Source organism: Pseudomonas sp. ASL9 (assembly GCF_056680335.1).
Genome location: NZ_CM155277.1, coordinates 4,122,701 through 4,144,194 on the forward strand (window position 1 = coordinate 4,122,701; position 21,494 = coordinate 4,144,194).

Consider the following 21,494-nt stretch of genomic DNA (forward strand, 5'->3'; position numbering starts at 1 on the left):
CGCGGGGACGTGATTGATAAGTAAAAGGGGTCAAGTCCCACAAAAAAGGCGGCTACCTCTCGGTAGCCGCCTTTTTCATTGGGTCAACGCCTCGTCAGTCCGGCAGTTTGAATGCCAGGATGTAGTCGCCTTGTTTGGTGCCCAGTGAACCGTGACCGCCCGCCATGACCAGCACGTATTGCTTGCCGTCCTTGCCGGTGTAGGTCATCGGTGTGGTTTGGCCACCTGCTGGCAGGCGACCTTCCCACAATTGCTTGCCGTTACGAACGTCATAGGCCCGTAGGTACTGGTCGAGGGTGGCGCTAAGGAAGGCCACACCGCCCTTGGTGATAAATGTTCCGCCCAGGCTAGGTACGCCCAGGGGCAATGGGATCGGAATCGGCGAACTGTCACGCACAGTGCCGTTTTTGTGTTTCCAGATCGTGGTGTGGTTGGTCAGGTCCACTGCTGCGACGTAACCCCACGCGGGTGCCTGGCAAGGCAGGCCCATGGGCGACAACATCGCTTCAAGGATCACACCATAAGGCGCACCTTTGTTCGGCTGTACGCCCTGTGTTTCGCTTTTACGACCCGGGCCTCCTTCCACTTCGGCGGCCGGTACCAGCCTGGATTTGAAGGCCATGTAGCTTGGGTTCACGAAAGCGATCTGACGCACCGGGTCAACGGAGATACCCCCCCAATCGAACACGCCGAAGTTGCCTGGGTAGATGATCGAGCCTTGCAGCGATGGCGGGGTGAAGGGGCCGTCATAACGCAGGGATTTGAAATTGATCCGGCACAGCATCTGATCGAACGGCGTCACGCCCCACATGTCGCGCTCCTTGAGGGGCGGCGGCATGAAGTTCAGGTCAGACTTGGGCTGGGTCGGCGACGAGCGGTCGCCTGCGACAGCACCTTGTGGAACAGGGATTTCGTTGATGGGCACGATTGGTTGACCGTTGGTCCGGTCCAGCACGTAGATACTGCCCTGCTTGGTCGATGCCAGGACGGCCTGTTTCATGCCATCAGCGGTTTTGATGTCCATGAGCGTCGGTTGACCGCCCACGTCCATGTCCCACAAGTCGTGATGGGTGAATTGGTAGTTCCAACGTAAGTGGCCGGTGTTGATGTCCAGCGCAACAAGGCCCGCGCTGAACTTCTCTGAATTAGGGGTGCGACCGCCGCCCCACTGGTCAGGCATCTGGTTGCCCATTGGCAGGTAAAGCATGCCGAGTTTTTCATCGACGCTGAACATCGACCACATGTTTGGCGAGTTGCGTGTGTAGAATTTTCCCGCTGCAATGGGGGCGGTGTCATCCGGATTGCCGCTGTCCCAGTTCCAGACCAGGCGACCGGTGTGTACGTCGAACGCACGGATGACGCCGGAAGGCTCATCGATGGAGACATTGTCTGTAACGTGCCCACCGATTACGACCAGATTTTGGGTGACGGCAGGCGGCGAGGTGGAGTAATAGCCGCCCGGTAAGAAAGTACCGATGTTGGCGGTCAAATCGATTGAGCCTTTATCGCCGAAGTCTTCGCAGCGCTTGCCTGTGTCTGCGTTCAGCGCGATCAGACGGGTATCGGCGGTTGGCAGGAACAGGCGACGTGGGCACGCGTTGGCGGTGGTTGCCGACGTTGCTGCCGCTGCCGGGCTTTGCGCAGGCATTGTCGACGGAGCGTGTGCAGGCGCCGCAGCGTACGCGGCGTCATCGTGATACGACACGCCGCGGCAGGTCATGTGTGCCCAACCCTTGAAATTGGCCGCTTTCTGCGTGCTGATCTTCGGGTCGAAACGCCAGATTTCCTTGCCGGTATCCGGGTCCAGCGCAATCACCTGGCTGTGCGGCGTGCACACATAAAGCATGCCGTTGACCTTGAGTGGCGTGTTCTCGGCAGTGGTTTCACTCGGATCGTTCGGCCCAGGAATATCCCCAGTGCGGTAGGTCCAGGCCGGCACCAGCTTGCCGACGTTTTCAGGGGTAATCTGCGCTAGCGGCGAATAGCGATCACCGAACGCGGTACGGCCGTAGGACTGCCAGTCACCGTCGGGCATGGCCGGGGCAGTGTTGGTGGTGCCTGCGGTCTCGCGATCCAATTGGCCTTTGATCTCGCCAGGGTCGGTGAACTGGCTTGCCAGCGCGGTCAGACCGGCCAGCACCACGGCGATGCTCAATGCGCCGGTGGCCATGGGTGCGGGCTGCCCACGCAGCAACGGACGACGAAACCACGGCAGTAAAAGCACGATGCCCAAGGCAAACCACAACGCCAGACGCGGAACCAGCTGCCACCAATCCAGGCCAACTTCCCACAGCGCCCAGAGCGTACTCGCGAACAAAATCAGCGCGTACAGGCCTAGCGCGGCACGACGTGCGGCGATGAGTAATACGCCGGTCACGACAAAGCCGATACCGGCCAGCAGGTAGTACACAGAGCCGCCCAGTTGGGTAAGCTTTATGCCTCCGGCCAACATGGCCAGGCCCATCAGCAGCATTACGAGACCGAGCAATGTCGGTAGCACGCGTGTTCTGCTCAAAGCACCGTCAGTGCTCATAGTGTGTTTCTCCAGGACGATTAAGGGGGTGCCGCTGGTTCGTAACGTCTATTTGGTGAGCCTAGCCCAGTCAGGTGCTTGCGCATGGACGCCACTGAGGCTGGCGATCAGACGTTGACGGGGTTATTTCATAGGCAGCTATCGATGCGCAGAGTTCAGGCCTCTGTGCCAAACATGGGATTTAATTGTTGATGAGGGCTTTTATCGGCATTTAGCGGGTGCCAATCTGAGGCTTGTGCACGCTAAGCTCTTCCCGCTGCCGGGACGCTCGGCTAAGGTGCGCACCTTACGGGGCACGCCCTGCTCAAATCAGTTCGAAGGTCTGGCATGACGACATCTAACAACAACCCGCTGCATGGCATAACGCTGGAACAGATCCTCAATGCGCTGGTGGCGCATTACGAGTGGTCAGGGTTGGCAGAACGCATTGATATTCGCTGTTTCAAAAGCGATCCGAGCATCAAGTCCAGCCTGACTTTTTTGCGCAAGACACCGTGGGCTCGGGAGAGGGTCGAAGGCTTATACGTGAAGTTGGCACGCAGCAAGGGCTGGTGAGCGCGCGGACGTCGCTCCCGGTACTCAAGGACTAGACAATGCACAGCGAACACGCACAACAGTCGCAACGACAACGCAGCTTCATGATCAGCGCGGCGCTCCTGGGCTGGTCGGCATTAGTTATTCAGCTCTACCTGATCTTTATCGCGCGGTGGATGGATCACGCGAGTCTGCTGGGTGGACTGGTGAGGTTTTTCAGTTTTTTTACCGTGCTCACCAACACCCTGGTGGCGACGGCCCTTAGCTGTGCAATCAGTGGCAGAAGCTCCGGTGCTCATCGTTTCTTCCGAACCCCTTGGGTGTGCGGGGGGATTGCCGCCAGCATTACGCTGGTGTGCCTCGCTTACAACGTGCTGCTGCGCCATCTTTGGCAGCCCGAGGGCTGGCATTGGGTCGCCGACGAATTGCTGCACGATGTCATGCCGCTGCTGTTTCTCCTGTACTGGTGGTTGTACGTACCCAAAGGCGGGATACGCCTGAGCCACATACTGCTGTGGACGATCTATCCGGTGATGTATTTCGCCTACGTGTTGTTGCGCGGGGATTTGATTGGCGACTACCTGTACCCGTTCATTGATGTAGGCACCCTCGGTTACGCCAAGGCCTTTATCAATGCAGGTGGCGTGCTGGCAGGGTTTGTAGTGATCTCGCTGGTGCTGGTAGGCCTTGATAGGCTCAAGGGCCGCAACGCCAGAGGATGAGCAATGCGGTCTGTTGAATAGCGCATTGCATTCACCCCTTGGTGCGAGGCACCTTAACCTTTATCGGATTCATCCAACCGCCAGTAACCGACGGTTTTGACGGCGGCTTCGTTCAGTCCGAACTCATTGAGCAACACGTGACGAACCTTGCGTGACAACGCCGCTTCGGTTGCCACCCAGGCATATAACTCACCTTCAGGCATTTCCAGCCTGCGCGTCACCGTCACCAAATCCTGCTCACCACGCACTATCCAAATCACGTCGACCTGCGCCAGGCTGTGCAAGGTCTGTTGCTCGGACGAATCGGCGATCTCGACCACGACCAACGCGCTGCGGTTGGCTGCCAGGCTTTCGACGCGGCGGGCAATGGCGGGGAGGGCGGTTTCGTCGCCGATCAGCAAGTAGCTGTCGAATATATCCGGGACGATCATCGAGCCCCGTGGACCCGCTATATGCAGCGATTGCCCCGGTTTGGCCTGCGCTGCCCACGTGGCGGCAGGGCCATCACCGTGGAGGACGAAATCAATATCCAGTTCGCCAGTTTTTGCGTCATAGCGTCGTGGCGTGTAGTCGCGCATAACCGGGCGTGGGCCATCGCCCGGGGCACCGGGGACGAAGGTCTCGAGTACGGCCTGTTCTTCAGCTGTCTGGGCGAAGATCAACTTCACGTGATCATCGGTGCCCAGGCTGATAAAGCCCTCGAGTTGCGGTCCGCCCAGGGTAATGCGGCGCATGCGGGGCGTCAGGTCGATGACGCGCAGCACCTCCAGCTTTCGGCGTTTGATGTCATGGTTGACGCGATGAATGATGTGTTGCGAATTCATCAATACTTCTCCGGGGCGCTGACAGGGCCATCGACGATGGCTTTGGCGGTGTTGTTCAGCAAATCGCGGACGCGCAGGATTTCTTCCGCGCTCCATCGACCGTGATGGACTTGCAGCGCATGCCGCAGGTTATGCACCGCTTCATGGATTTCCGGCGGCCGATCATGGCCCCGCAAGGAACGTTTACTGACGTCGATGCGCGTGCGTACGCCATCCAGTGCGACCGCTTGTTCCGCCAGCGATTGCTGACCAACTTGGGTGATGGTGTAGGATTTTTTCCCGCCCAAGGCGTCGCCGAGGATCATTTCGCTTTCTTCAAGAAAGGTCAGCGTCGGATAGATCACGCCGGGGCTGGGGCTGTAAGCGCCGTCGAACAGGCCTTCGATCTGGCGGATCAAGTCGTAGCCGTGGGAGGGCTGTTCGGCGATCAAGGCAAGCAGCAGTAGTTTCAGATCGCCGGGGGCGAAGACGCGTGGGCCGCGCCCGGCGCGTTCCCGGCCGGGGCGTTTTTCGAAACCATCGTGGCTGTCACCATGCTCTCGGTGAGCGTGGCGGGTGTGGTCACCTGTCTCTCTCATTTCTCTTTCTCCTGCGTAAGTTAGATATACCTTAAGATATATCTAACTTGTGACGCAAGAGCTAAAGACGAACGGTTCTTATTGGGCGTTCGCCTGCATAGAGGCCGTCGGGACGTGGCACTCGGTGTAGTGGCCTGGCGTCAAGTACGGGTTGAGGATCGGCGCCATGCCTTTGAGCACCTGCACCGGCAAGGCCGACGTGAATTTGAAGGCTTCAGACGCCCGACCGGGTACGAACGCCGTCAGCGTGCCGAAGTGATTGGCACCGATGTAGAACACAAAGGTCGCGGTGCGGTTGATCGACCGGGAGCTGAGAACTCGGCCTCCTGTGCCAATGCTCTCGATTCGGTTGTCACCGGTGCCGGTTTTGCCGCCCATGGGCAGCAGGGTGCCATCTGCGAGTTTGAAGCTGCCCTGCACGCGCTTGGCTGTACCGGCGTCCACCACCTGCGACAGTGCTTCACGCATGGCGGTCGCGACCTCCGATGGGAGCACGCGGACGCCCATATTGGGTTTGTTCGTCAACTGCGTATCGTAAGGCGTACCGGCGCCAAAATGCAGGCTGTCAACGCGCAATACGGGGAGGCGGATGCCGTCGTTCTGGATAATCCCAATCAACTCGGCCAACGCTGCGGGGCGATCCCCCGAGCTGCCGATGGCCGTCGCCAGTGACGGTACCAGATGGTCGAACGGGTAACCCAGTCGCTGCCAGCGGCGATGAATATCGGTGAAGGCCTCGATCTCCAGCATGGTGCGAATCCGGGTGTCGCGGGCGCTCTTGTGGTGGCTTTTGAACAGCCAGCTGTACACTTCCTGGCGCTGATCATGACTGGCGGCAACCGCGTCCTTGAACTGCGCTTGCGGGTTTTGCAGCAGGTAGCCCATCAACCACAAATCCAGCGGGTGAACCTTGGCGATGTAGCCCTGATCCGGCAGGTCGTACGCACCCGGTCCGTAGTTTTTATACAGCTCGGCGAGGCGTTTGTCGGTGAGTTTGTCGGTCGCTATTTTGTCTTCGGTCAGATGCCCACGGACAAAAGCATTAAACGCGTTCTGATCGGCATCGGGCAGCAAGTAGCGATGTACGGCAGCCAGCCGCATTGCAGTGGGATGCATGCCATCGAGGAAGGTATCCAGCCGGTCCTGGGTGGACTTGCCCTTGTAGCGTTTCCAGAAGCGCAGGAGAAACACGGTGCCTTCTCGATCGGCAAATTGGCTCAGGTATTCCTGGCGTTTGGGGTCATCATCGTCCTTGAGCAATTGAGCGCTGCTGTTGGGCGACTGATACGTGCTGTAGCGCACGAGGTCGCGCATCAGGCGAATGAACGGCAGGTTGATTGACTCGCGTATCGCGTCGCGCAAGCTTGGGCTACGACCGTTGTCTTCATTGCGAAAGTTATGGAAGTGATGCATCCCGCCCCCGGTAAAAAAGCTTTCTCCGGGACTGGCGGAATACTGCCGATCCAGCGCCGCTGAGAGCATCTTCGACAGGTCCTGATCTTTGTTCTGGATCAGGTAGTCAATGGCCCAGCGGGTGATCTGATCCTGTTCTTCGACCGGGACTTTTTTAAGCTCGGCGGGTGTTTGCCCGGCATAGCGCTGATGCAGCTCGGACATGATTTCCAGATAGCTGGTCAGCACGCGCATTTTCGCGGTAGAGCCCAGCTCCAGTTTGCTGCCCTCGTTGATGTCGAAAGGCTGGTCAGTGCTGTCGGTCTGTACGCGTACCCGTGAACCATCCAGGTCGCGCTCGAACAAGGTGAAGCTATAACTCACCTGCTGGGTGCTGGTCGGGGTCAGCAAGTGCTCACCGATCAAACCGAGTTTTCCGGCGACAGCAGGGTCCGCCAGATCTCGCAGGTATTGGCTGACGCGGGTCTGCAAGTCAACTTGCAAGGTGCTGGTCGCCGACAGATCCAGGCGATCGAGGTCATAAAGCGGACGATTGAGTAACGTGGACAGGCGACTGCGGGCGACGCTGATGCCCTTATTGGTTTCGATAGGCTGAATGGTAGGTTGCTGGGCCCAATCGCGATAGGTCACTGTGCTGGCCAACGCCGCGTTTGCCAGTGACTGATCGATTATGTCGTTCTGCGCCAGCAGGCGGATATGGCTGTCGGTCAGTTGCGCCAATTCTTCGCGACCTCGGGCCAGGTAATGCGAAGGCCGGCGTTGAGCAATCACCAGTGACAGTACCTGACGCAGCGCCAGACCTCGTTCAGCAAGGTTCTTTGGGTCGTTGGTGGTGGCGGTAAGTTGCTGATTGACCTTATTAAAGTCCGCGCCGTACCAGACGCGCAAACCTTCAGCCAGGCCATGCACTTCGCCATGCCCCGGCACGGCGGACAGCGGCACACTGTTGAGGTAATCACGAATCACGCGCTGCCGGGCCTCAAATGTCTGCGGGCCTGTTTGATAGGCACGGACGCTGGCGGAAATCATCTGCCGCAGCTTCTCCGCACCTGACTGCGTCAAGCCATCGGGTGAATGGCGATACTTCTCCAACTGTGTGGCGAGCGTACTGCCGCCCGCAGATTGACCGGACACGGCGAAGAGCTTGGCCGCTTGCGAAAACGCTGCCTTGGCAAAGCGCGGCCAATCGACGGCGGGGTTGGCCAACGGTTGCTGCGGGTCGAGCAGATCGCGGTTCTCGATAAACAGCAAGCTGTTCACCACCAGGGGCGGGATCGCCGCAAAACTGGGGTAGAGCTGCTGCGGATAGCTGAACTGATAAAGCGGTGCACCCTGGCAATCAGTAATCGACAACCCTGCCTGAATTTTCTCTTGGTACGGCACGAAGAAACCATGCTGGCTGTAGGCGAGCAGATTGGAGGAGAAGTGGGTTTGCTGGGTCACCAGATAGTCACGTTTGAGCAGGCGTGGCAGAAACTCATCCAGCGCTGAATAACCTAAACGTCTATCGAACGGGCCCTCACCGGGATACACGATCGAGTTGCTCGGGCCGGGCTGCATCGAATAGCTAAGCGTGGAAGCGAAGCGGCTGAACTCCCGGGCTTGCAGCTTGGAGCTACGGGTTTCTGCAGAGATAGCAAGGCCTAGAGCGATTAGCCCTGCCAGCAACAGCAACCAGAGCAGACGCCAGCCATACCGCTTACGGCGTGTATTTTTCGGCAGTGGAGCGCCATCAGAACCGTCAGCAGGAACCACGGTCTTTTTAGAGTCGGTATGCCACAAAGCGCCCATAGTCGATTGGCCCGGTTAAGCGTATTAATCGCACCTGCCACAAGCTTAGACGCTGGTCGCCTTTGGTGAGAAATTTGTAAGACCCAAGTAGGTAAATTCTTCAAAGAAATACAGCGCGCTGTATTCGGGCGTTATGCATGACTGAAGATGGGGCAGGAGGAACATTCCGACGCTGCCAAACGGCCCGCACAGATGAGATCGACAAAAATACACATGACAGAATATATCCCTCTCTCAAAGCGGTTTTTGCCGTGAATTATCGCCAAATAAAGACATTTATATAGTGAAATTAACTAGCTATTGATTTTTATACTGCGCGGCTATTGTGAAAGGCATCACTGACCTTTTCTGATAGCCGCTCTTTATCGAGGCATTTGTGTGCACCTTTTTCGTGCAGTACTCGCCGCCGATTTCAGTAGGACCCTTCCCGCATGACGGGCTCACTCACAAGGATGAGCTTGATAGCGCGGTGCACTGGCTTATCCGCCGGTGCTTTGAATCGTCGACTGACTACACATCCAATAACAATACGAGGTTGTAAATATATGCCAGTCGGCAAGCACGCTTTGCACATAGAGACCGCTCAAGGTGGACCTCTGAAACGAGAGTTGGGCGAGCGCCACATCCGCCTGATGGCTCTAGGTGCCTGTATTGGTGTCGGCCTGTTTCTCGGTTCTGCCAAAGCCATCGAGATGGCAGGGCCCGCGATCATGCTGTCTTACATCATCGGCGGCCTGGCGATCCTGGTGATCATGCGCGCCCTCGGTGAAATGGCCGTGCACAACCCGGTCGCTGGCTCCTTCAGCCGTTACGCACAAGACTACCTCGGCCCGTTGGCGGGCTTCCTTACCGGCTGGAACTACTGGTTCTTGTGGCTGGTAACCTGCGTTGCGGAAATCACCGCCGTTGCGGTTTACATGGGCGTCTGGTTCCCGGACGTACCGCGCTGGACCTGGGCGTTGGCGGCACTGATCAGCATGGGCACCATCAACCTGATCGCCGTCAAAGCCTTCGGTGAATTCGAGTTCTGGTTTGCCTTGATCAAGATCGTCACCATCATCGCCATGGTCGTCGGCGGTATCGGTGTCATCGCCTTTGGTTTCGGCAATAACGGCGTGGCGTTGGGCATCTCCAACCTGTGGAGCTACGGCGGCTTCATGCCCCATGGCGTGCAAGGCGTCCTGATGTCCCTGCAAATGGTGATGTTCGCCTACCTCGGCGTCGAAATGATCGGCCTGACCGCCGGTGAAGCGAAGAACCCACAAAAAACCATTCCCAGCGCGATTGGCTCGGTGTTCTGGCGGATCCTGTTGTTCTACGTCGGCGCGCTGTTCGTGATTTTGTCGATCTACCCGTGGAACGAAATCGGCACCCAGGGCAGTCCTTTCGTGATGACCTTCGAACGGCTAGGGATCAAGACCGCCGCCGGCATTATCAACTTCGTGGTGATCACTGCGGCCCTGTCGTCCTGCAACGGGGGCATCTTCAGCACCGGGCGCATGCTCTACAGCCTGGCGCAGAACGGCCAGGCGCCGCGTAGCTTCGCGCAAACCTCTGCCAACGGCGTACCGCGTCGCGCCCTGCTGCTGTCGATTTTTGTTTTGTTGATCGGCGTATTGCTTAACTACCTGGTGCCGGAAAAAGTCTTCGTCTGGGTAACGGCCATCGCCACCTTCGGCGCGATTTGGACCTGGGCCATGATCCTGCTCGCACAGCTCAAGTTCCGCCGTGGGCTGAGCAAAACCGAGCGAGATCAACTGAAGTTCCGCATGTGGTTATGGCCACTCAGCTCGTATCTGGCGCTGGCGTTCCTGATTCTGGTAGTTGGCCTGATGGCCTACTTCGAAGAAACCCGCATCGCTCTGTACGTCGGCCCGGCATTCCTGGTGCTCCTGACGGTGTTGTTCTACGCACTCAAACTGTCGCCTAAAAACGAAGCAGTGGGCGCTATACGTACGGCGTCATAACACCGCTTGAAACGCAAAAGCCCTGGTCGGTTGATCAGGGCTTTTTTATACGCCTCTCTATTTTCTGTATTTTCTAGATCACTTTGCAGGCAAGTCTGCCCCCGCCTGCTTGGGCGTCCCAAGTTGTTTGTTCCATTCCAGGCCGCTCGCCAACAACATCATCAAGCCCAACCCCGCCAGCGCCGTGCACACCTGCATCGGCCAAGTATCGCCCGCCAGGGCATTGGCCATGTCGGCCAAGGGGGCCAACAATACGCCAAAGCAGAAAACCCCCAGCGAGTAGCGGCCCATGCGGCAGGCTTGTTGGGCGGGCCAGTTGTTCAGCCATGCCTGACTTATCGGCAGCAGTTTCGCGGTGCAGTAGGCCAGCGCCAGGAAGTGCAGCAGACGCAGGGGTGAGAGGTCGGTTTTGCTGATGGGGTACAGCCGCTCGGAGATGACTGTCGGCATCAGCGCATCGTGCAGCCCCGGCCATTGCCACGAGAAGGTGATCAGCCCGGTGATCACCACGTAAGTTGCGCAGAGGATGAACCACGGTTGTTGCGTCAGAGGGCGTGGTTGCTGGACGCTAAGCCGTTGCCCACGAATGGCGCAGGCGCCGCCGAGGACGAACAGCAGTTGCCAGGCCACCGGGTTGAAATACCACACGCCACCTTCATACGCCGACAGATTCCAGCCAAACAGCGGCACCATCAGGTACAACGCAACGGACAGGGCTACCACGCATTCGGCCTGGCGCAGCAGCCAGGGCAGGATCAGTGGCAACGCCAGTAGCAGCAAAATGTAGAGCGGCAACGGGTCAGTCAGGTTGGGTTTGAAGCGCAGGAGTAACCCTTCGGCCAAGGCTTGTTGCGGGTTTCTGACGAAGTAGCCCAAGCCCATTTCCTGGATCATATCGCGGGTTTCGACATGATTGTTGGCGACGAACACGATGCCCATCAGCAGCGTCAGCAGGAAAATATGCACCACGTACAGCACCCACGCCCGCCGCAGGATGCGGACGCAGGCGACGACAAAACCATCGCGCAGGGCGATGCGCCCATAGGCCAGCACTGCCGCATAACCGGCGAGGAACACGAAGATCTCCGCCGCGTCGCTGAAGCCGAAGTTGCGCACAGTGAGCTGCGCTAAAGGGTTGCCGGGTACGTGATCCCAAAAAATGAAGATCAGCGCCAAGCCTCGAAAGAAGTCGATTCGAGGGTCACGTCCGTTAGCCATAACGGTGGGCTCTTTGCACAATAGGTTTAATGAGTATCGGCCGCTGGACCCGTAGGTTCCGTGCGGTCGATCAGGTAGGCCGTCAGCGCGGCAGGGTGTCGGGTTTTAACGGTGAATGCAAAATGCTCTTATTGCTGAATGTCTCAGGGCTTCGTTGGCGGCGTCTACTGTCATTTATGACAGTAGACGCGCTGACTGAGGCGATCTACTTTGGACACCAGCCACTCTTCGCTGCCAATGGCGGGTTAAACATGACAGGGGCATTAAACCGGATTTCAAAGGATTTTCAAAAGTATATATCGATAGGACTTGCTAACACGTTGGTTCACTGGAGTGTATTTTTGGTGCTGCACCTTGGTATGAGCATCAGTCAGGCGTACAGCAACCTGAGCGCCTTTAGTGTGGCGGTATCACTGTCGTTTTATGCCAACGCCCGATATACCTTTAGGGCCAAGGCATCCTGGTCGCGTTATGTGTTGTTCTTCGGTTTTATGGGGTTAGTGAGCCTGGGCGTCGGGCAGGCAGCAGAGGTGCTAAGACTGCCGGCGTTAATAACGCTGCTCCTGTTTTCAACCATCAGCCTGATCGGTGGCTACTTCTATTCCAAGTGTGTAGTTTTTCGGGAGCATACCTCTTGAAAATCTCGCTCATCGTTCCCGTCTTTAATGAAGAACAAGCGATTGCGCTGTTTTATCAAGCCGTCAGGCAAGAGCCTTTGCTGGCGTCATATTGCGTCGAGATCATTTTCGTTAACGATGGGAGTTCGGACCACACCGGCGAGTTTGCTCAGGCATTGGCGCTCGCGGATGACAATGTTCTGGTGGTGAATTTTTCGCGCAACTTCGGTAAGGAAGCAGCGTTGTTCGCAGGGCTTGAATACGCGAGCGGTGAGGTAATCATTCCGATGGATGTTGATCTGCAAGACCCGGTCAATGTCATTCCGCTGCTGGTTCGCGAATGGGAAAAGGGCGCTGACGTAGTATTGGCCAAGCGGCATGATCGTTCGGCGGACAGCTATGCCAAGCGTTACGCCGCAGCGATGTTCTATCAAGTACTCAACCTGATTGCCAGCACGAAGATTGAAGAAAATGTCGGGGACTTTCGGCTGATGGACCGCAAGGTGGTGGATGTAGTCAAAGCGTTGCCGGAGCAGCAACTGTTCATGAAAGGCGTGCTGTCATGGGCGGGATTTACGACCGTCGTCATCGAGTACGACCGGGCGGTACGGGTGGCGGGCGTCACCAAGTTCAATGGCTGGAAGCTGTGGAACCTGGCGCTGGACGGCATCACCTCCTTCAGTACCGTTCCTTTGCGCGTGTGGACCTATGTCGGTGGCGCGGTCTCGTTATTCTCATTGTTGTATGCCGTTTTCAGGGTGCTGGACAAATTGTTCTTCGGTAACAATGTGCCCGGTTACACATCGTTGATGACCGCCATTCTGTTTTTGGGCGGAGTGCAGCTCGTGGGGATCGGCGTATTGGGTGAGTACATTGGCCGGATTTATATGGAAGCCAAGCATCGACCAAGGTATGTCGTAAAGAATGTTGTAGGTAAAAAATGAGCGCCCTAATAGTTGTTGCTCGGATCATAGGAAATGGGCTGGAAAGGAGAGGGTAATGAGGCTTGATAAGAATCTGACCGCCGGAGAACTATTCGTATTTTTCTTGCTGGCCATGCTGTTTTATGTGTACCCAATTATTCAAGCTGATTATTCTTTTTTTGATGATCAATGGAGATCGTTGTTGTTGGCAGACGATGCGTGGAGAACCCAAGGCCGAATACTGAATGAGATAATGCATAAGGCGTTAGCGTTTACTAATGGAACGATAAATATTTTTCCGCTGCCTCTTTTTATTTCTACGACGGCGTTGGCGTTAGCATTAACGAGTTTGGTCTTGCACTATTACAAAAAAATAGGTTTTACTCAGTGCCTTGTGGTACTCCCTATGGGATACAGTCCTTTTTTTCTCGGTAATTTGACCTATCAATATGACGGCCCAGCCATGATGTTGAGTGTCGTCGCGATGATATATGCCATTACATACCGCTCGCCGAACAGGGTGTGGCAGCTTGGCGTGCCGGGATTATTGATTGCGGTTGCGATGGGGTTGTATCAGTTGGTGATTAGCGTGTTCGTAGGGCTGTGTTGTATAGAGGTCATTAAATCGCTTCGTGAAAAGGAGCCGCTGGGTGAAGTTTTATGTTCGCTGCTTCAGAAAGGGGCTCAATTGGGCGTGGGCGGTATTGTTTATTATTTCACCGCTTATCAGTTTTACGCCACATCCCGCGGCGATTTAATTGCTTGGGATAGCCACTGGTTTGCGGCAGTTGGATCTCGTTTTACGCTGGCGATGGAAAAGGTTGGTTTGCTATTTAACGAAGGTAATAGTTGGTTTTCAGTCATTTTGTTGGCGCTCGCTGCCGTTGGCTATGTTTTGACTTTTAGTAATGTCATCACTATTAAACAGCATGCTGCGAAGAAAATAGCAGTGCTGGTCGTTGGCCTGGGCATGCTGCCGCTCATGGTTTTAGTTGTTCCTGGGATTAGAATTCTGTTCAGCGATCCCGGCATAGCTGATGCCCGTAATCTGATGGGATTCTCGACGTTACTGGTCTTCATGTTTTTCTTGAGTCACTCGGTGCTGGAGCGAATTCATCCACGCTCACGCTGGTTTTTGGCTGTGCCCGTCGTGTGTATGCTGTCGTTCTCTTACGCGTATGGACATGTGCTTATCGCCAGAAAAGAACTTGAGCTGAGTGTCGTACATGACCTCGGGTATGATTTGACCTCTCACCAAGAGCTGAACAACGTGAAGCGCTTTTATTTGATAGGGCCTGATGCCGTTGTGAACTGGATACCCGGCGCTCATGGTGCGCTGACGCTGATGCCGGCCCTGCGGTACGTATTGACTGATATGGGACAGATATTTGTTGCCGAGCGTTTACCGAGGATCGGAATTACCAATGTAGCGGGATGGTCAGCAAAAAAAGACTTCGAGACTTCGGTGGGAAATAAAGAACATGTGCGGGTGGTGGATAACAAGTTTTACAGCATTTATCTGGTTGACGGTGACGGTTATATTGTATTTGCCACGATAACGGATTCTGAGGCCTATACGGCCCAACCCTGATGGCTAAATAAGAAACGACAATTTTTTGTTGTTTGCCCTTTTTGGTGACAGGGCACGCGAGCAAAAGAAGGACGATCCCTGTCCCGATATAGCTGGCGTGCGGGCTAATGTCGAATTCAATCGACGGCCTCAGATCGCATTAGGCTCAAAACTGTCGGCTCGCGCCATCTGCCACATGTTGGAGTAGAACTCGCCATCCACCTCGCCGGTCAGCAATTCGCCGGGCTTGAGGAATACATGGGACTGCGAGAACAACTTGATCTCGGTGGCGGAGATGCGTCGGACCAGGTGTTTGGCCTCAAGCTGCGAAGGATGATCGAGCCCGGCGGCGGCCAGCATTTCGGCTAAAGCCTTGAGCGTGCTGCGGTGAAAGTTGAACACCCGTTGGGCTTTGTCTGGCACTACCAGTGCCCGTTGACGCAATGCATCCTGGGTAGCGACGCCGGTCGGGCATTTGTTGGTGTGGCAGCTTTGCGACTGAATGCAGCCAATCGCGAACATGAAGCCGCGTGCCGAGTTGGCCCAATCAGCGCCGATGGCCAGCACGCTAGCGATGTCGAAAGCGCTGACGATCTTGCCGCTGGCACCGAGTTTGATCTTGTCCCGCAGGTTCAGGCCGACCAGGGTGTTGTGCACGAACAGCAGACCTTCACGCATCGGCACGCCCATGTGGTCGGTGAATTCCACTGGCGCTGCGCCGGTGCCGCCCTCTTTGCCGTCGACCACGATGAAGTCCGGAAGGATGCCGGTCTCAAGCATGGCTTTGGCGATGCCCATGAACTCCCACGGATGCCCCAGGCAGAACTTGAAGCCCACGGGTTTGCCACCGGACAGCTCGCGCAGCTGAGCAATGAAGTGCATCAGCTCGTAAGGGGTCGAAAACGCACTGTGCCGCGAGGGTGAGATGCAGTCTTCGCCCATCATGATGCCGCGGGTTTCAGCGATTTCCTTGGTCACTTTGCCCTTGGGCAAGATGCCTCCGTGGCCCGGTTTGGCGCCTTGGCTCATCTTGATTTCGATCATTCGCACTTGCGGGTCCTTTGCCTGCGCGGCGAAGCGCACCGGGTCGAAACGACCATCCGACGTCCGGCAGCCGAAGTAGCCGCTGCCCAGTTCCCAAGTCAAATCGCCACCGTTTTCCCGGTGATACGGGCTGATACTGCCTTCGCCGGTGTCGTGGGCGAAGTTGCCGAGTTTGGCGCCCTGGTTCAGCGCACGAATCGCGTTTGCGCTCAGCGAGCCAAAGCTCATCGCCGAGATATTGAAGACCGAGGCCGAGTACGGTTGTGTGCACTGCGGACCGCCGACGATCACACGAAAGGCGTGAGGATCGCTCAACGGTGCCGGGCGCATCGAGTGGCCGATGAATTCGAAACCGGTCTGGTAGACATCAATCAGGGTGCCGAAAGGTTTGTCCGCCGTTTCATTTTTGGCGCGCGAATACACCAGCGAGCGTTGGGCCCGAGAGAAGGGCAGGGCGTCATTGTCGGACTCCAGCAGGTACTGGCGGATCTCCGGGCGGATGCCTTCGACCAGGTAGCGGATATTGCCCAGGATCGGGTAGTTACGGCGTACCGCGTGCGGGGACTGCAACAGGTCGCCGATGCCGATCAGGCTGAGCACGCCGCTGACCAGGGTGAAGGGCCAAAGCCATTCGTGGTGCCAGAACGGAATACTGGCAAGGGTGAATAACACGCAAAACACAAAGAAGGCGTAACGACTGAGAAGGGACAAGCTCATGCGGAATCCTGGGGGTTTAATGACGGTTAATGTAAAAACGGTGGCGCTGTTCCGCGCCTATCAATCGGTGGTTTCACTCCGGGTCTCTGTGGACTGGCAATGAAACCTTCCCTCGATTCAGACACTTTGTGCCTGAAGAAAAATCGAAAACAGCTCCGACTGCGACTTGATGCCGAGCTTGCTGTAGATGTGCTTCTTGTGCACCCGCACGGTTTCGGCGGAGATTTCCAGTTTGCGGGCGATCTCCTTACTGGAGCAGCCGCTGAGCATCAGCCGCCCGACATCCAGCTCACGGGCGGTTAATTGCGCGCCTCTGCTCTGCTGCACCGATGCCTCCAGCTGGGTACGCCAATCATTGACCGGTTGCAGCGTCTGCATTTGTTGCTCGGACCGAACATCCGGTTCAGGCAGTTCGAACGGCATGCGTTGTCGGAGCAAGGCCACCACCCAGGGCTGAATCAGCGAAAGCAGGGCGATTTGTTCGCTGCTGAACCGCTCGGTCGAACCCAGTGACAGGCACACGGTGCGATCCGCATCGAGTTGGCAGTTGAACTGAATCTCATCGGCCACCACGTTCAGGCGAAAGTAGCGCTGATAATACTCGGTAAGTTCAAAGTGTTCCGGCGCCACCTCTGCCAAACGAAATAATCCGGTCTGCGAGAGCTCGCGGCTGGCGATGTAGAACGGGTCAAGCAGGTACAGGCCCTTGAGATAGTCCTGGAACAACTGGTCGGGCGTGCCATCTTCACCGGGGCATTCAGCGAACACCAGAGGACGTTGCCGGGAGCTGAACTGCAGCGCGACCCAGCTATCGAAATTCACGTATTGATTAAGCTGGCGCACCAATTGAGCCCAGAAGTTCGGCTTGTCCAGCGCGTCTATCAATTGTGCGACCGAGCGATGCCAAGCGATGTCCTGTAGTGCGATTGTCATACATCTACCCCTATTGGGTTACCACAGCTGCGTAATTCCCCGCACACGCTGCTGATGCGCATACTGCCCGCAGAGCCAATGACCAGGCCAGCATTTATTGTGCCGGGTCGGCTACGACGATAAATAAGGAGAACCCATGAAGGTCGAACTCGCCCAACTGGCAGGCCAGGATAACGGCACCGCCTACAACTTGCGGCGTGCCTTGGCAGCGATTGCCGCCTGCGCCAGCGACACCCAGTTGATCGTCTTTCCGGAAACCCATCTGATGGGCTTCCCTTCGGCCGACACCGTGGCCCGGATCGCCGAGCCGCTGGACGGTCCGACCGTACAAGCGGTGCAACAGGCTGCCCGCGAGCGTGATATCGCCGTGGTGATCGGCGTTGCCGAAAATGATAACGGTCAGTATTTCAACACCACGTTGCTGATTACCCCTGAAGGCATTGCCCTGCGCTATCGCAAGACACACCTGTGGGCGTCAGACCATGGTGTGTTCAGCCCCGGTGACCGCTTCGCCACGTGTGAGTGGAAGGGCATACGGGTCGGTCTGCTGATCTGTTACGACATCGAATTCCCGGAAACGGCGCGTGCCATCGCGCAGTTGGGGGCTGATCTGATCGTTGTCACCAACGGCAATATGGACCCGTACGGCCCAACGCATCGCACCGCGATCATGGCCAGAGCCCAGGAAAACCAAGCGTTTGCGCTGATGGTCAACCGCGTTGGCGAAGGCGATGGCGGCCTGTTGTTTGCCGGAGGCAGTGCCTTGGTCGACCCGTTTGGCAGTCTGCTGTACGAAGCGGGGCGCGAAGAAAGCCAGTTCAGCGTCGAGCTGGACCTCAGTCAGCTGACTGCCGCGCGCCGCGATTACCGTTATTTGAACGACCAGCGCCTGTGTTTACCAGGCGAAGTCGTCGAACACGCCGATGGCCGGCGTGAGCTGTTGATTCCCCGATAAGCACGGATTTTTATAACAACAACTGTTTTTGTTCTGCCGAACTTTTCTCTGCCATAAAACCAATAAATTCGGAGTAGTCGCTCATGGCTCATTTGCAACGCACCCTTTCACTAGGGTCGGTGGTGCTGTTTGGCATCGCTTATATGACACCGATTATCGTACTCGGTACTTTCGGCATTCTCGCGCAATCCACCAACGGCATGGTGCCCGCAGCGTATCTGGCGGCGCTGGTGGCAATGTTCTTCACGGCGATGAGTTACGGCCGCATGGCCGCGGCGTTCCCGGTCGCAGGGTCGGCCTACAGCTACGTACGCAAAGCCATCAGCCCGAAACTGGGCTTTATCGCCGGTTGGGCGGTGCTGCTTGATTACCTGTTCCTGCCCATGGCCATCTGGCTGATCGGCGCGGCCTACCTCGGTTCGGCGTTTCCGGCGATTCCGCAACCGGTCTGGGTCTTGGCGTTCATCGTCATTACCAGCGTGATCAACGTGGTCGGCTTGAAACTGGCCAATACCATCAACGCATTGCTAATGATCGTGCAATTCCTGGTGCTGGCGGCGTTCGTCGCGCTGAGTATTCATTACATCGGCGGCGATGCGAGCAAACCCCTGTGGACGTTGGCACCCTTCTTCAGTGGCGACATGCACATGCCGCTGATCATGAGTGGCGCGGCGATTGCCTGTTATTCGTTCCTCGGTTTCGACGCAGTCAGTACCTTGACTGAAGAAACCAAAGACCCACGTCGCACCATTCCCCGGGCGATCATGTTGATTACCCTGATTGGTGGTTTGGTCTTCGTAGGGGTCTCGTACTTCGTGCAGTTGGCACATCCCTCGTTCGTGTTCGAGAACGTCGATTCGGCGGCCTATGAAATCGCCCGCAATATTGGCGGTGATCTGTTCGTGTCGATCTTCCTCATCGGTCTGATCGTGGGTCAGTTCGCCTCAGGCTTGTCAGCACAGGCCAGCGGTTCGCGCCTGTTGTTCGCCATGGGTCGCGATGGGGTTTTATCGAAATCTTTTTTCGGGCGCCTGAACGAGCGTTTCGGCACGCCCGTCAACAGCATTGTGCTGTGCGGAGTGGTCGCTCTGCTGGCGTTGAAACTGGACGTCACGACCTCGACCTCCTTCATCAACTTCGGCGCGTTCCTGGCCTTCAGTCTGGTCAACCTGTCAGTGATTTTCCACTACTGGATCGGTGGGGAAAAGCGCGGCCTACGTGAACTTGTGCTGTTCCTGATCTTTCCGTTGATCGGTCTGGCCGCTGACCTGTGGCTGATGATCAGCCTAGACAAGCTGGCGATTATCCTGGGTCTGAGCTGGCTGGCGATTGGTTGCGTCTATCTGGCATGGCTCACCGGCGGCTTCCGTCGTCAGCCACCGGAGATGGACTTCCAGGAAGCGACCTGATCCATGCACGTGCGGTCTGCCAGACAGACCGCGTCGCCTGCGAATGGCTAGACCACAACGATCTAGGCTTATTGCGATCCATTATCGGCGTGCCTCTGCGTTCTCTTTCGGTGTAATCCACACTGACTGAACGTATTTTGCGGAGGCAAACTCACCATGAAAACTGGAATCCATCCCGATTACCGAATCGTGCTGTTTCATGACACGGCCGCCGATGAGTACTTCCTGATTGGCTCCACCGTTAAAACGGATCGCACCCTCAAGCACACTGATGGCAACACGTACCCGTATGTGGCGCTCGATATCTCCAGCGCCTCTCACGCGATGTACACCGGGCATCACCGCAAAGCCGATGCTGAAGGCCGTATTGCGGGCTTCAACAAGCGTTTTGCGATATTTGGCTCCGGGGGCAAGAAAGACGGACCCACTGCCGGATGAGTCAAATCGGTCTCGCGTTATGAACCCTTGCTTTTAGAGTGTTCATAGCGTGAGATTTTTTTGCCTGTACGTTGCCCTGCGCCACTGGACGAACGCCGAAAATTGTTTTTATCTCTGTGGCTTGAAAATAAGGAATCGCCACGTTGAAAAAAACAATCGCCATCGTCTTTGGTGGGCAATCCAGCGAGCACGAAGTCTCGTTGCAGTCAGCCCGTAATGTGATAAATGCGATCGATCGCGGCAGTTACGACATTACCTTGATCGGCGTCGACAAGCTGGGCCGCTGGTTGCGGTTCGATGAGAACGATTATCTGCTGAACGCCAACGATCCGGCGAAGATCACGCTAAGCCCATCGGGCAACTACCTGTCTCTGCTTCCGGGGAGTGCGGGCGGGCAGTTCATTGAGGTCGAAAGCGGTGTGGCGCTGGCGCGGATCGACGCGGTGTTTCCGCTGATTCACGGTTGCTTCGGTGAAGACGGCTCGCTGCAAGGCTTGCTGCGGTTGCTGAATATTCCGTTCGTGGGCCCGGATGTAGTGGGCTCGGCGGTGTGCATGGACAAGGACGTGACCAAGCGTCTGTTGCGCGATGCCGGGATTGCGGTGGCGCCTTTTGTGGTGCTGACACGCAATCAATCGGCTGACTTCAGCGCATTGGTCGAGCAGTTGGGCCTGCCGCTCTTCGTCAAACCCGCCAGCCAAGGCTCGTCGGTCGGCGTCAGCAAGGTGACCGACGAAGCGGGCTTTATCACGGCGTTGGCGTTGGCGTTCAGCTACGACCATAAGGTGCTGATCGAGCGAGGCATGGTAGGCCGTGAAGTTGAATGCGCGATCCTGGGCAACCGCGAGCCGCAGGCCAGCGTTTGCGGTGAGGTGATCGCCAACGATGAGTTCTACGCCTACGACACCAAATACCTGAATGACGGTCAGGCGCGGATCGCCATTCCTGCCGAACTGGCGGATGGGCTGGCTGATCAGGTGCGTGAAGTGGCGTTGCAGGCTTATCGAGTACTCGAATGCTCAGGCATGGCACGCGTCGACTTTTTTGTGACTGCGGCACGCGAAATCATCATCAACGAGGTCAACACTATTCCAGGCTTCACCTCGATCAGCATGTACCCGAAACTGTGGCAGGCGAGCGGCCTGTCGTATGCGGCGCTGATCGACCGGTTGATCGTGTTGGCGCTGGAGCGGGCAGATGAAGCCCGATTGCTCAAGACTGATATTTTCTAGGCGACCGCATCAAACCATTCGCGAATAAATTCACTCCCACAACGGATCGTGCGCTCCCCGAGCAGGCTGCGTGGGA

Annotated in this window: 17 protein-coding genes; 10 read left to right on the plus strand and 7 right to left on the minus strand. The window is 56.8% G+C overall.

Features of this window, described 5'->3' with window-relative positions; all coding sequences use genetic code 11:
- Positions 1-94: 94 nt before the first annotated feature.
- On the minus strand, positions 95-2,533 hold the full coding sequence (locus AC1ME2_RS19105) for a glucose/quinate/shikimate family membrane-bound PQQ-dependent dehydrogenase (RefSeq protein WP_480435905.1): 2,439 nt from the start codon (positions 2,531-2,533) through the stop codon (positions 95-97).
- Between the two features lie 327 nt (positions 2,534-2,860).
- On the opposite strand from AC1ME2_RS19105, the gene AC1ME2_RS19110 reads away from it, so the two are divergent.
- Together AC1ME2_RS19110 and AC1ME2_RS19115 are read left to right on the plus strand one after the other, a co-directional pair.
- Positions 2,861-3,088: a VF530 family protein gene (locus AC1ME2_RS19110; protein WP_480435907.1), complete on the plus strand. Its 228-nt coding sequence runs from the start codon at positions 2,861-2,863 to the stop codon at positions 3,086-3,088.
- A gap of 38 nt (positions 3,089-3,126) precedes the next feature.
- Positions 3,127-3,789, plus strand: coding sequence for a Pr6Pr family membrane protein (locus tag AC1ME2_RS19115; RefSeq protein ID WP_480435908.1), 663 nt, complete (start codon positions 3,127-3,129; stop codon positions 3,787-3,789).
- A gap of 53 nt (positions 3,790-3,842) precedes the next feature.
- On the opposite strand, the gene AC1ME2_RS19120 is transcribed toward AC1ME2_RS19115, so the two are convergent.
- The 3 genes from AC1ME2_RS19120 to AC1ME2_RS19130 form a co-directional block, all read right to left on the minus strand.
- Entirely contained in the window at positions 3,843-4,613 is a 771-nt protein-coding gene (locus AC1ME2_RS19120) for a siderophore-interacting protein (RefSeq protein ID WP_480435910.1), read from the minus strand.
- Complete coding sequence (locus tag AC1ME2_RS19125) at positions 4,613-5,191, minus strand: PadR family transcriptional regulator (protein ID WP_480435911.1); 579 nt, start codon at positions 5,189-5,191, stop codon at positions 4,613-4,615. The genes AC1ME2_RS19120 and AC1ME2_RS19125 overlap by 1 nt, the downstream gene beginning before the upstream one ends.
- A gap of 78 nt (positions 5,192-5,269) precedes the next feature.
- On the minus strand, positions 5,270-8,395 hold the full coding sequence (locus tag AC1ME2_RS19130; RefSeq protein WP_480435913.1) for a transglycosylase domain-containing protein: 3,126 nt from the start codon (positions 8,393-8,395) through the stop codon (positions 5,270-5,272).
- Between the two features lie 545 nt (positions 8,396-8,940).
- On the opposite strand from AC1ME2_RS19130, the gene AC1ME2_RS19135 reads away from it, so the two are divergent.
- Entirely contained in the window at positions 8,941-10,362 is a 1,422-nt protein-coding gene (locus AC1ME2_RS19135) for an amino acid permease (RefSeq protein ID WP_480435915.1), read from the plus strand.
- Positions 10,363-10,440: 78 nt separating this feature from the next.
- Here the strand turns inward: AC1ME2_RS19135 and AC1ME2_RS19140 are convergent, their stop codons facing one another.
- Positions 10,441-11,580, minus strand: coding sequence for an OpgC domain-containing protein (locus AC1ME2_RS19140; protein WP_480435916.1), 1,140 nt, complete (start codon positions 11,578-11,580; stop codon positions 10,441-10,443).
- Between the two features lie 122 nt (positions 11,581-11,702).
- Between AC1ME2_RS19140 and AC1ME2_RS19145 the strand changes: the two genes are divergently transcribed.
- Genes AC1ME2_RS19145 through AC1ME2_RS19155 form a run of 3 tightly spaced genes read left to right on the plus strand, consistent with a single transcriptional unit; the run spans position 11,703 to position 14,711 of the window.
- Positions 11,703-12,218, plus strand: a complete 516-nt coding sequence (locus AC1ME2_RS19145) for a GtrA family protein (RefSeq protein WP_480435918.1) — start codon at positions 11,703-11,705, stop codon at positions 12,216-12,218.
- Positions 12,215-13,141 carry a glycosyltransferase family 2 protein gene (locus AC1ME2_RS19150; RefSeq protein WP_480435920.1) on the plus strand — a complete coding sequence of 309 codons (927 nt, stop codon included), beginning with the start codon at positions 12,215-12,217 and terminating at the stop codon, positions 13,139-13,141. The genes AC1ME2_RS19145 and AC1ME2_RS19150 overlap by 4 nt, the downstream gene beginning before the upstream one ends.
- Before the next feature lie 55 nt (positions 13,142-13,196).
- Positions 13,197-14,711, plus strand: coding sequence for a glucosyltransferase domain-containing protein (locus AC1ME2_RS19155; RefSeq protein WP_480435921.1), 1,515 nt, complete (start codon positions 13,197-13,199; stop codon positions 14,709-14,711).
- A gap of 129 nt (positions 14,712-14,840) precedes the next feature.
- On the opposite strand, the gene AC1ME2_RS19160 is transcribed toward AC1ME2_RS19155, so the two are convergent.
- Both AC1ME2_RS19160 and AC1ME2_RS19165 read right to left on the minus strand, forming a co-directional pair.
- The gene (locus tag AC1ME2_RS19160) at positions 14,841-16,451 is read right to left on the minus strand and encodes an FMN-binding glutamate synthase family protein (RefSeq protein ID WP_480435922.1); all 1,611 of its coding nucleotides are present in this window, start codon (positions 16,449-16,451) and stop codon (positions 14,841-14,843) included.
- A gap of 117 nt (positions 16,452-16,568) precedes the next feature.
- Positions 16,569-17,384, minus strand: a complete 816-nt coding sequence (locus tag AC1ME2_RS19165; protein WP_480435923.1) for a helix-turn-helix transcriptional regulator — start codon at positions 17,382-17,384, stop codon at positions 16,569-16,571.
- Between the two features lie 136 nt (positions 17,385-17,520).
- Here AC1ME2_RS19165 and AC1ME2_RS19170 point away from each other — a divergent pair, with 136 nt between their 5' ends.
- From AC1ME2_RS19170 to ddlA, 4 genes are all read left to right on the plus strand, one after another.
- Positions 17,521-18,339: a carbon-nitrogen hydrolase family protein gene (locus AC1ME2_RS19170; protein WP_480435924.1), complete on the plus strand. Its 819-nt coding sequence runs from the start codon at positions 17,521-17,523 to the stop codon at positions 18,337-18,339.
- Between the two features lie 83 nt (positions 18,340-18,422).
- Positions 18,423-19,748 (plus strand): APC family permease, encoded by a 1,326-nt coding sequence (locus AC1ME2_RS19175; RefSeq protein WP_480435926.1) that lies wholly within the window; start codon positions 18,423-18,425, stop codon positions 19,746-19,748.
- A gap of 156 nt (positions 19,749-19,904) precedes the next feature.
- Positions 19,905-20,186 (plus strand): type B 50S ribosomal protein L31, encoded by a 282-nt coding sequence (locus AC1ME2_RS19180; protein WP_480435928.1) that lies wholly within the window; start codon positions 19,905-19,907, stop codon positions 20,184-20,186.
- Positions 20,187-20,329: 143 nt separating this feature from the next.
- Positions 20,330-21,418, plus strand: a complete 1,089-nt coding sequence (gene ddlA / locus AC1ME2_RS19185) for a D-alanine--D-alanine ligase (RefSeq protein ID WP_480435929.1) — start codon at positions 20,330-20,332, stop codon at positions 21,416-21,418.
- Positions 21,419-21,494: the final 76 nt, after the last annotated feature.

What these genes read in the sequence shown, in the direction of transcription:
- AC1ME2_RS19105 (WP_480435905.1), bottom strand. Translation starts at nt 2,533, where the DNA reads ATGAGCACTGACGGTGCTTTGAGCAGAACACGCGTGCTACCGACATTG.
- AC1ME2_RS19110 (WP_480435907.1), top strand. Translation starts at nt 2,861, where the DNA reads ATGACGACATCTAACAACAACCCGCTGCATGGCATAACGCTGGAACAG.
- AC1ME2_RS19115 (WP_480435908.1), top strand. Translation starts at nt 3,127, where the DNA reads ATGCACAGCGAACACGCACAACAGTCGCAACGACAACGCAGCTTCATG.
- AC1ME2_RS19120 (WP_480435910.1), bottom strand. Translation starts at nt 4,613, where the DNA reads ATGAATTCGCAACACATCATTCATCGCGTCAACCATGACATCAAACGC.
- AC1ME2_RS19125 (WP_480435911.1), bottom strand. Translation starts at nt 5,191, where the DNA reads ATGAGAGAGACAGGTGACCACACCCGCCACGCTCACCGAGAGCATGGT.
- AC1ME2_RS19130 (WP_480435913.1), bottom strand. Translation starts at nt 8,395, where the DNA reads ATGGGCGCTTTGTGGCATACCGACTCTAAAAAGACCGTGGTTCCTGCT.
- AC1ME2_RS19135 (WP_480435915.1), top strand. Translation starts at nt 8,941, where the DNA reads ATGCCAGTCGGCAAGCACGCTTTGCACATAGAGACCGCTCAAGGTGGA.
- AC1ME2_RS19140 (WP_480435916.1), bottom strand. Translation starts at nt 11,580, where the DNA reads ATGGCTAACGGACGTGACCCTCGAATCGACTTCTTTCGAGGCTTGGCG.
- AC1ME2_RS19145 (WP_480435918.1), top strand. Translation starts at nt 11,703, where the DNA reads ATGCTCTTATTGCTGAATGTCTCAGGGCTTCGTTGGCGGCGTCTACTG.
- AC1ME2_RS19155 (WP_480435921.1), top strand. Translation starts at nt 13,197, where the DNA reads ATGAGGCTTGATAAGAATCTGACCGCCGGAGAACTATTCGTATTTTTC.
- AC1ME2_RS19160 (WP_480435922.1), bottom strand. Translation starts at nt 16,451, where the DNA reads ATGAGCTTGTCCCTTCTCAGTCGTTACGCCTTCTTTGTGTTTTGCGTG.
- AC1ME2_RS19165 (WP_480435923.1), bottom strand. Translation starts at nt 17,384, where the DNA reads ATGACAATCGCACTACAGGACATCGCTTGGCATCGCTCGGTCGCACAA.
- AC1ME2_RS19170 (WP_480435924.1), top strand. Translation starts at nt 17,521, where the DNA reads ATGAAGGTCGAACTCGCCCAACTGGCAGGCCAGGATAACGGCACCGCC.
- AC1ME2_RS19175 (WP_480435926.1), top strand. Translation starts at nt 18,423, where the DNA reads ATGGCTCATTTGCAACGCACCCTTTCACTAGGGTCGGTGGTGCTGTTT.
- AC1ME2_RS19180 (WP_480435928.1), top strand. Translation starts at nt 19,905, where the DNA reads ATGAAAACTGGAATCCATCCCGATTACCGAATCGTGCTGTTTCATGAC.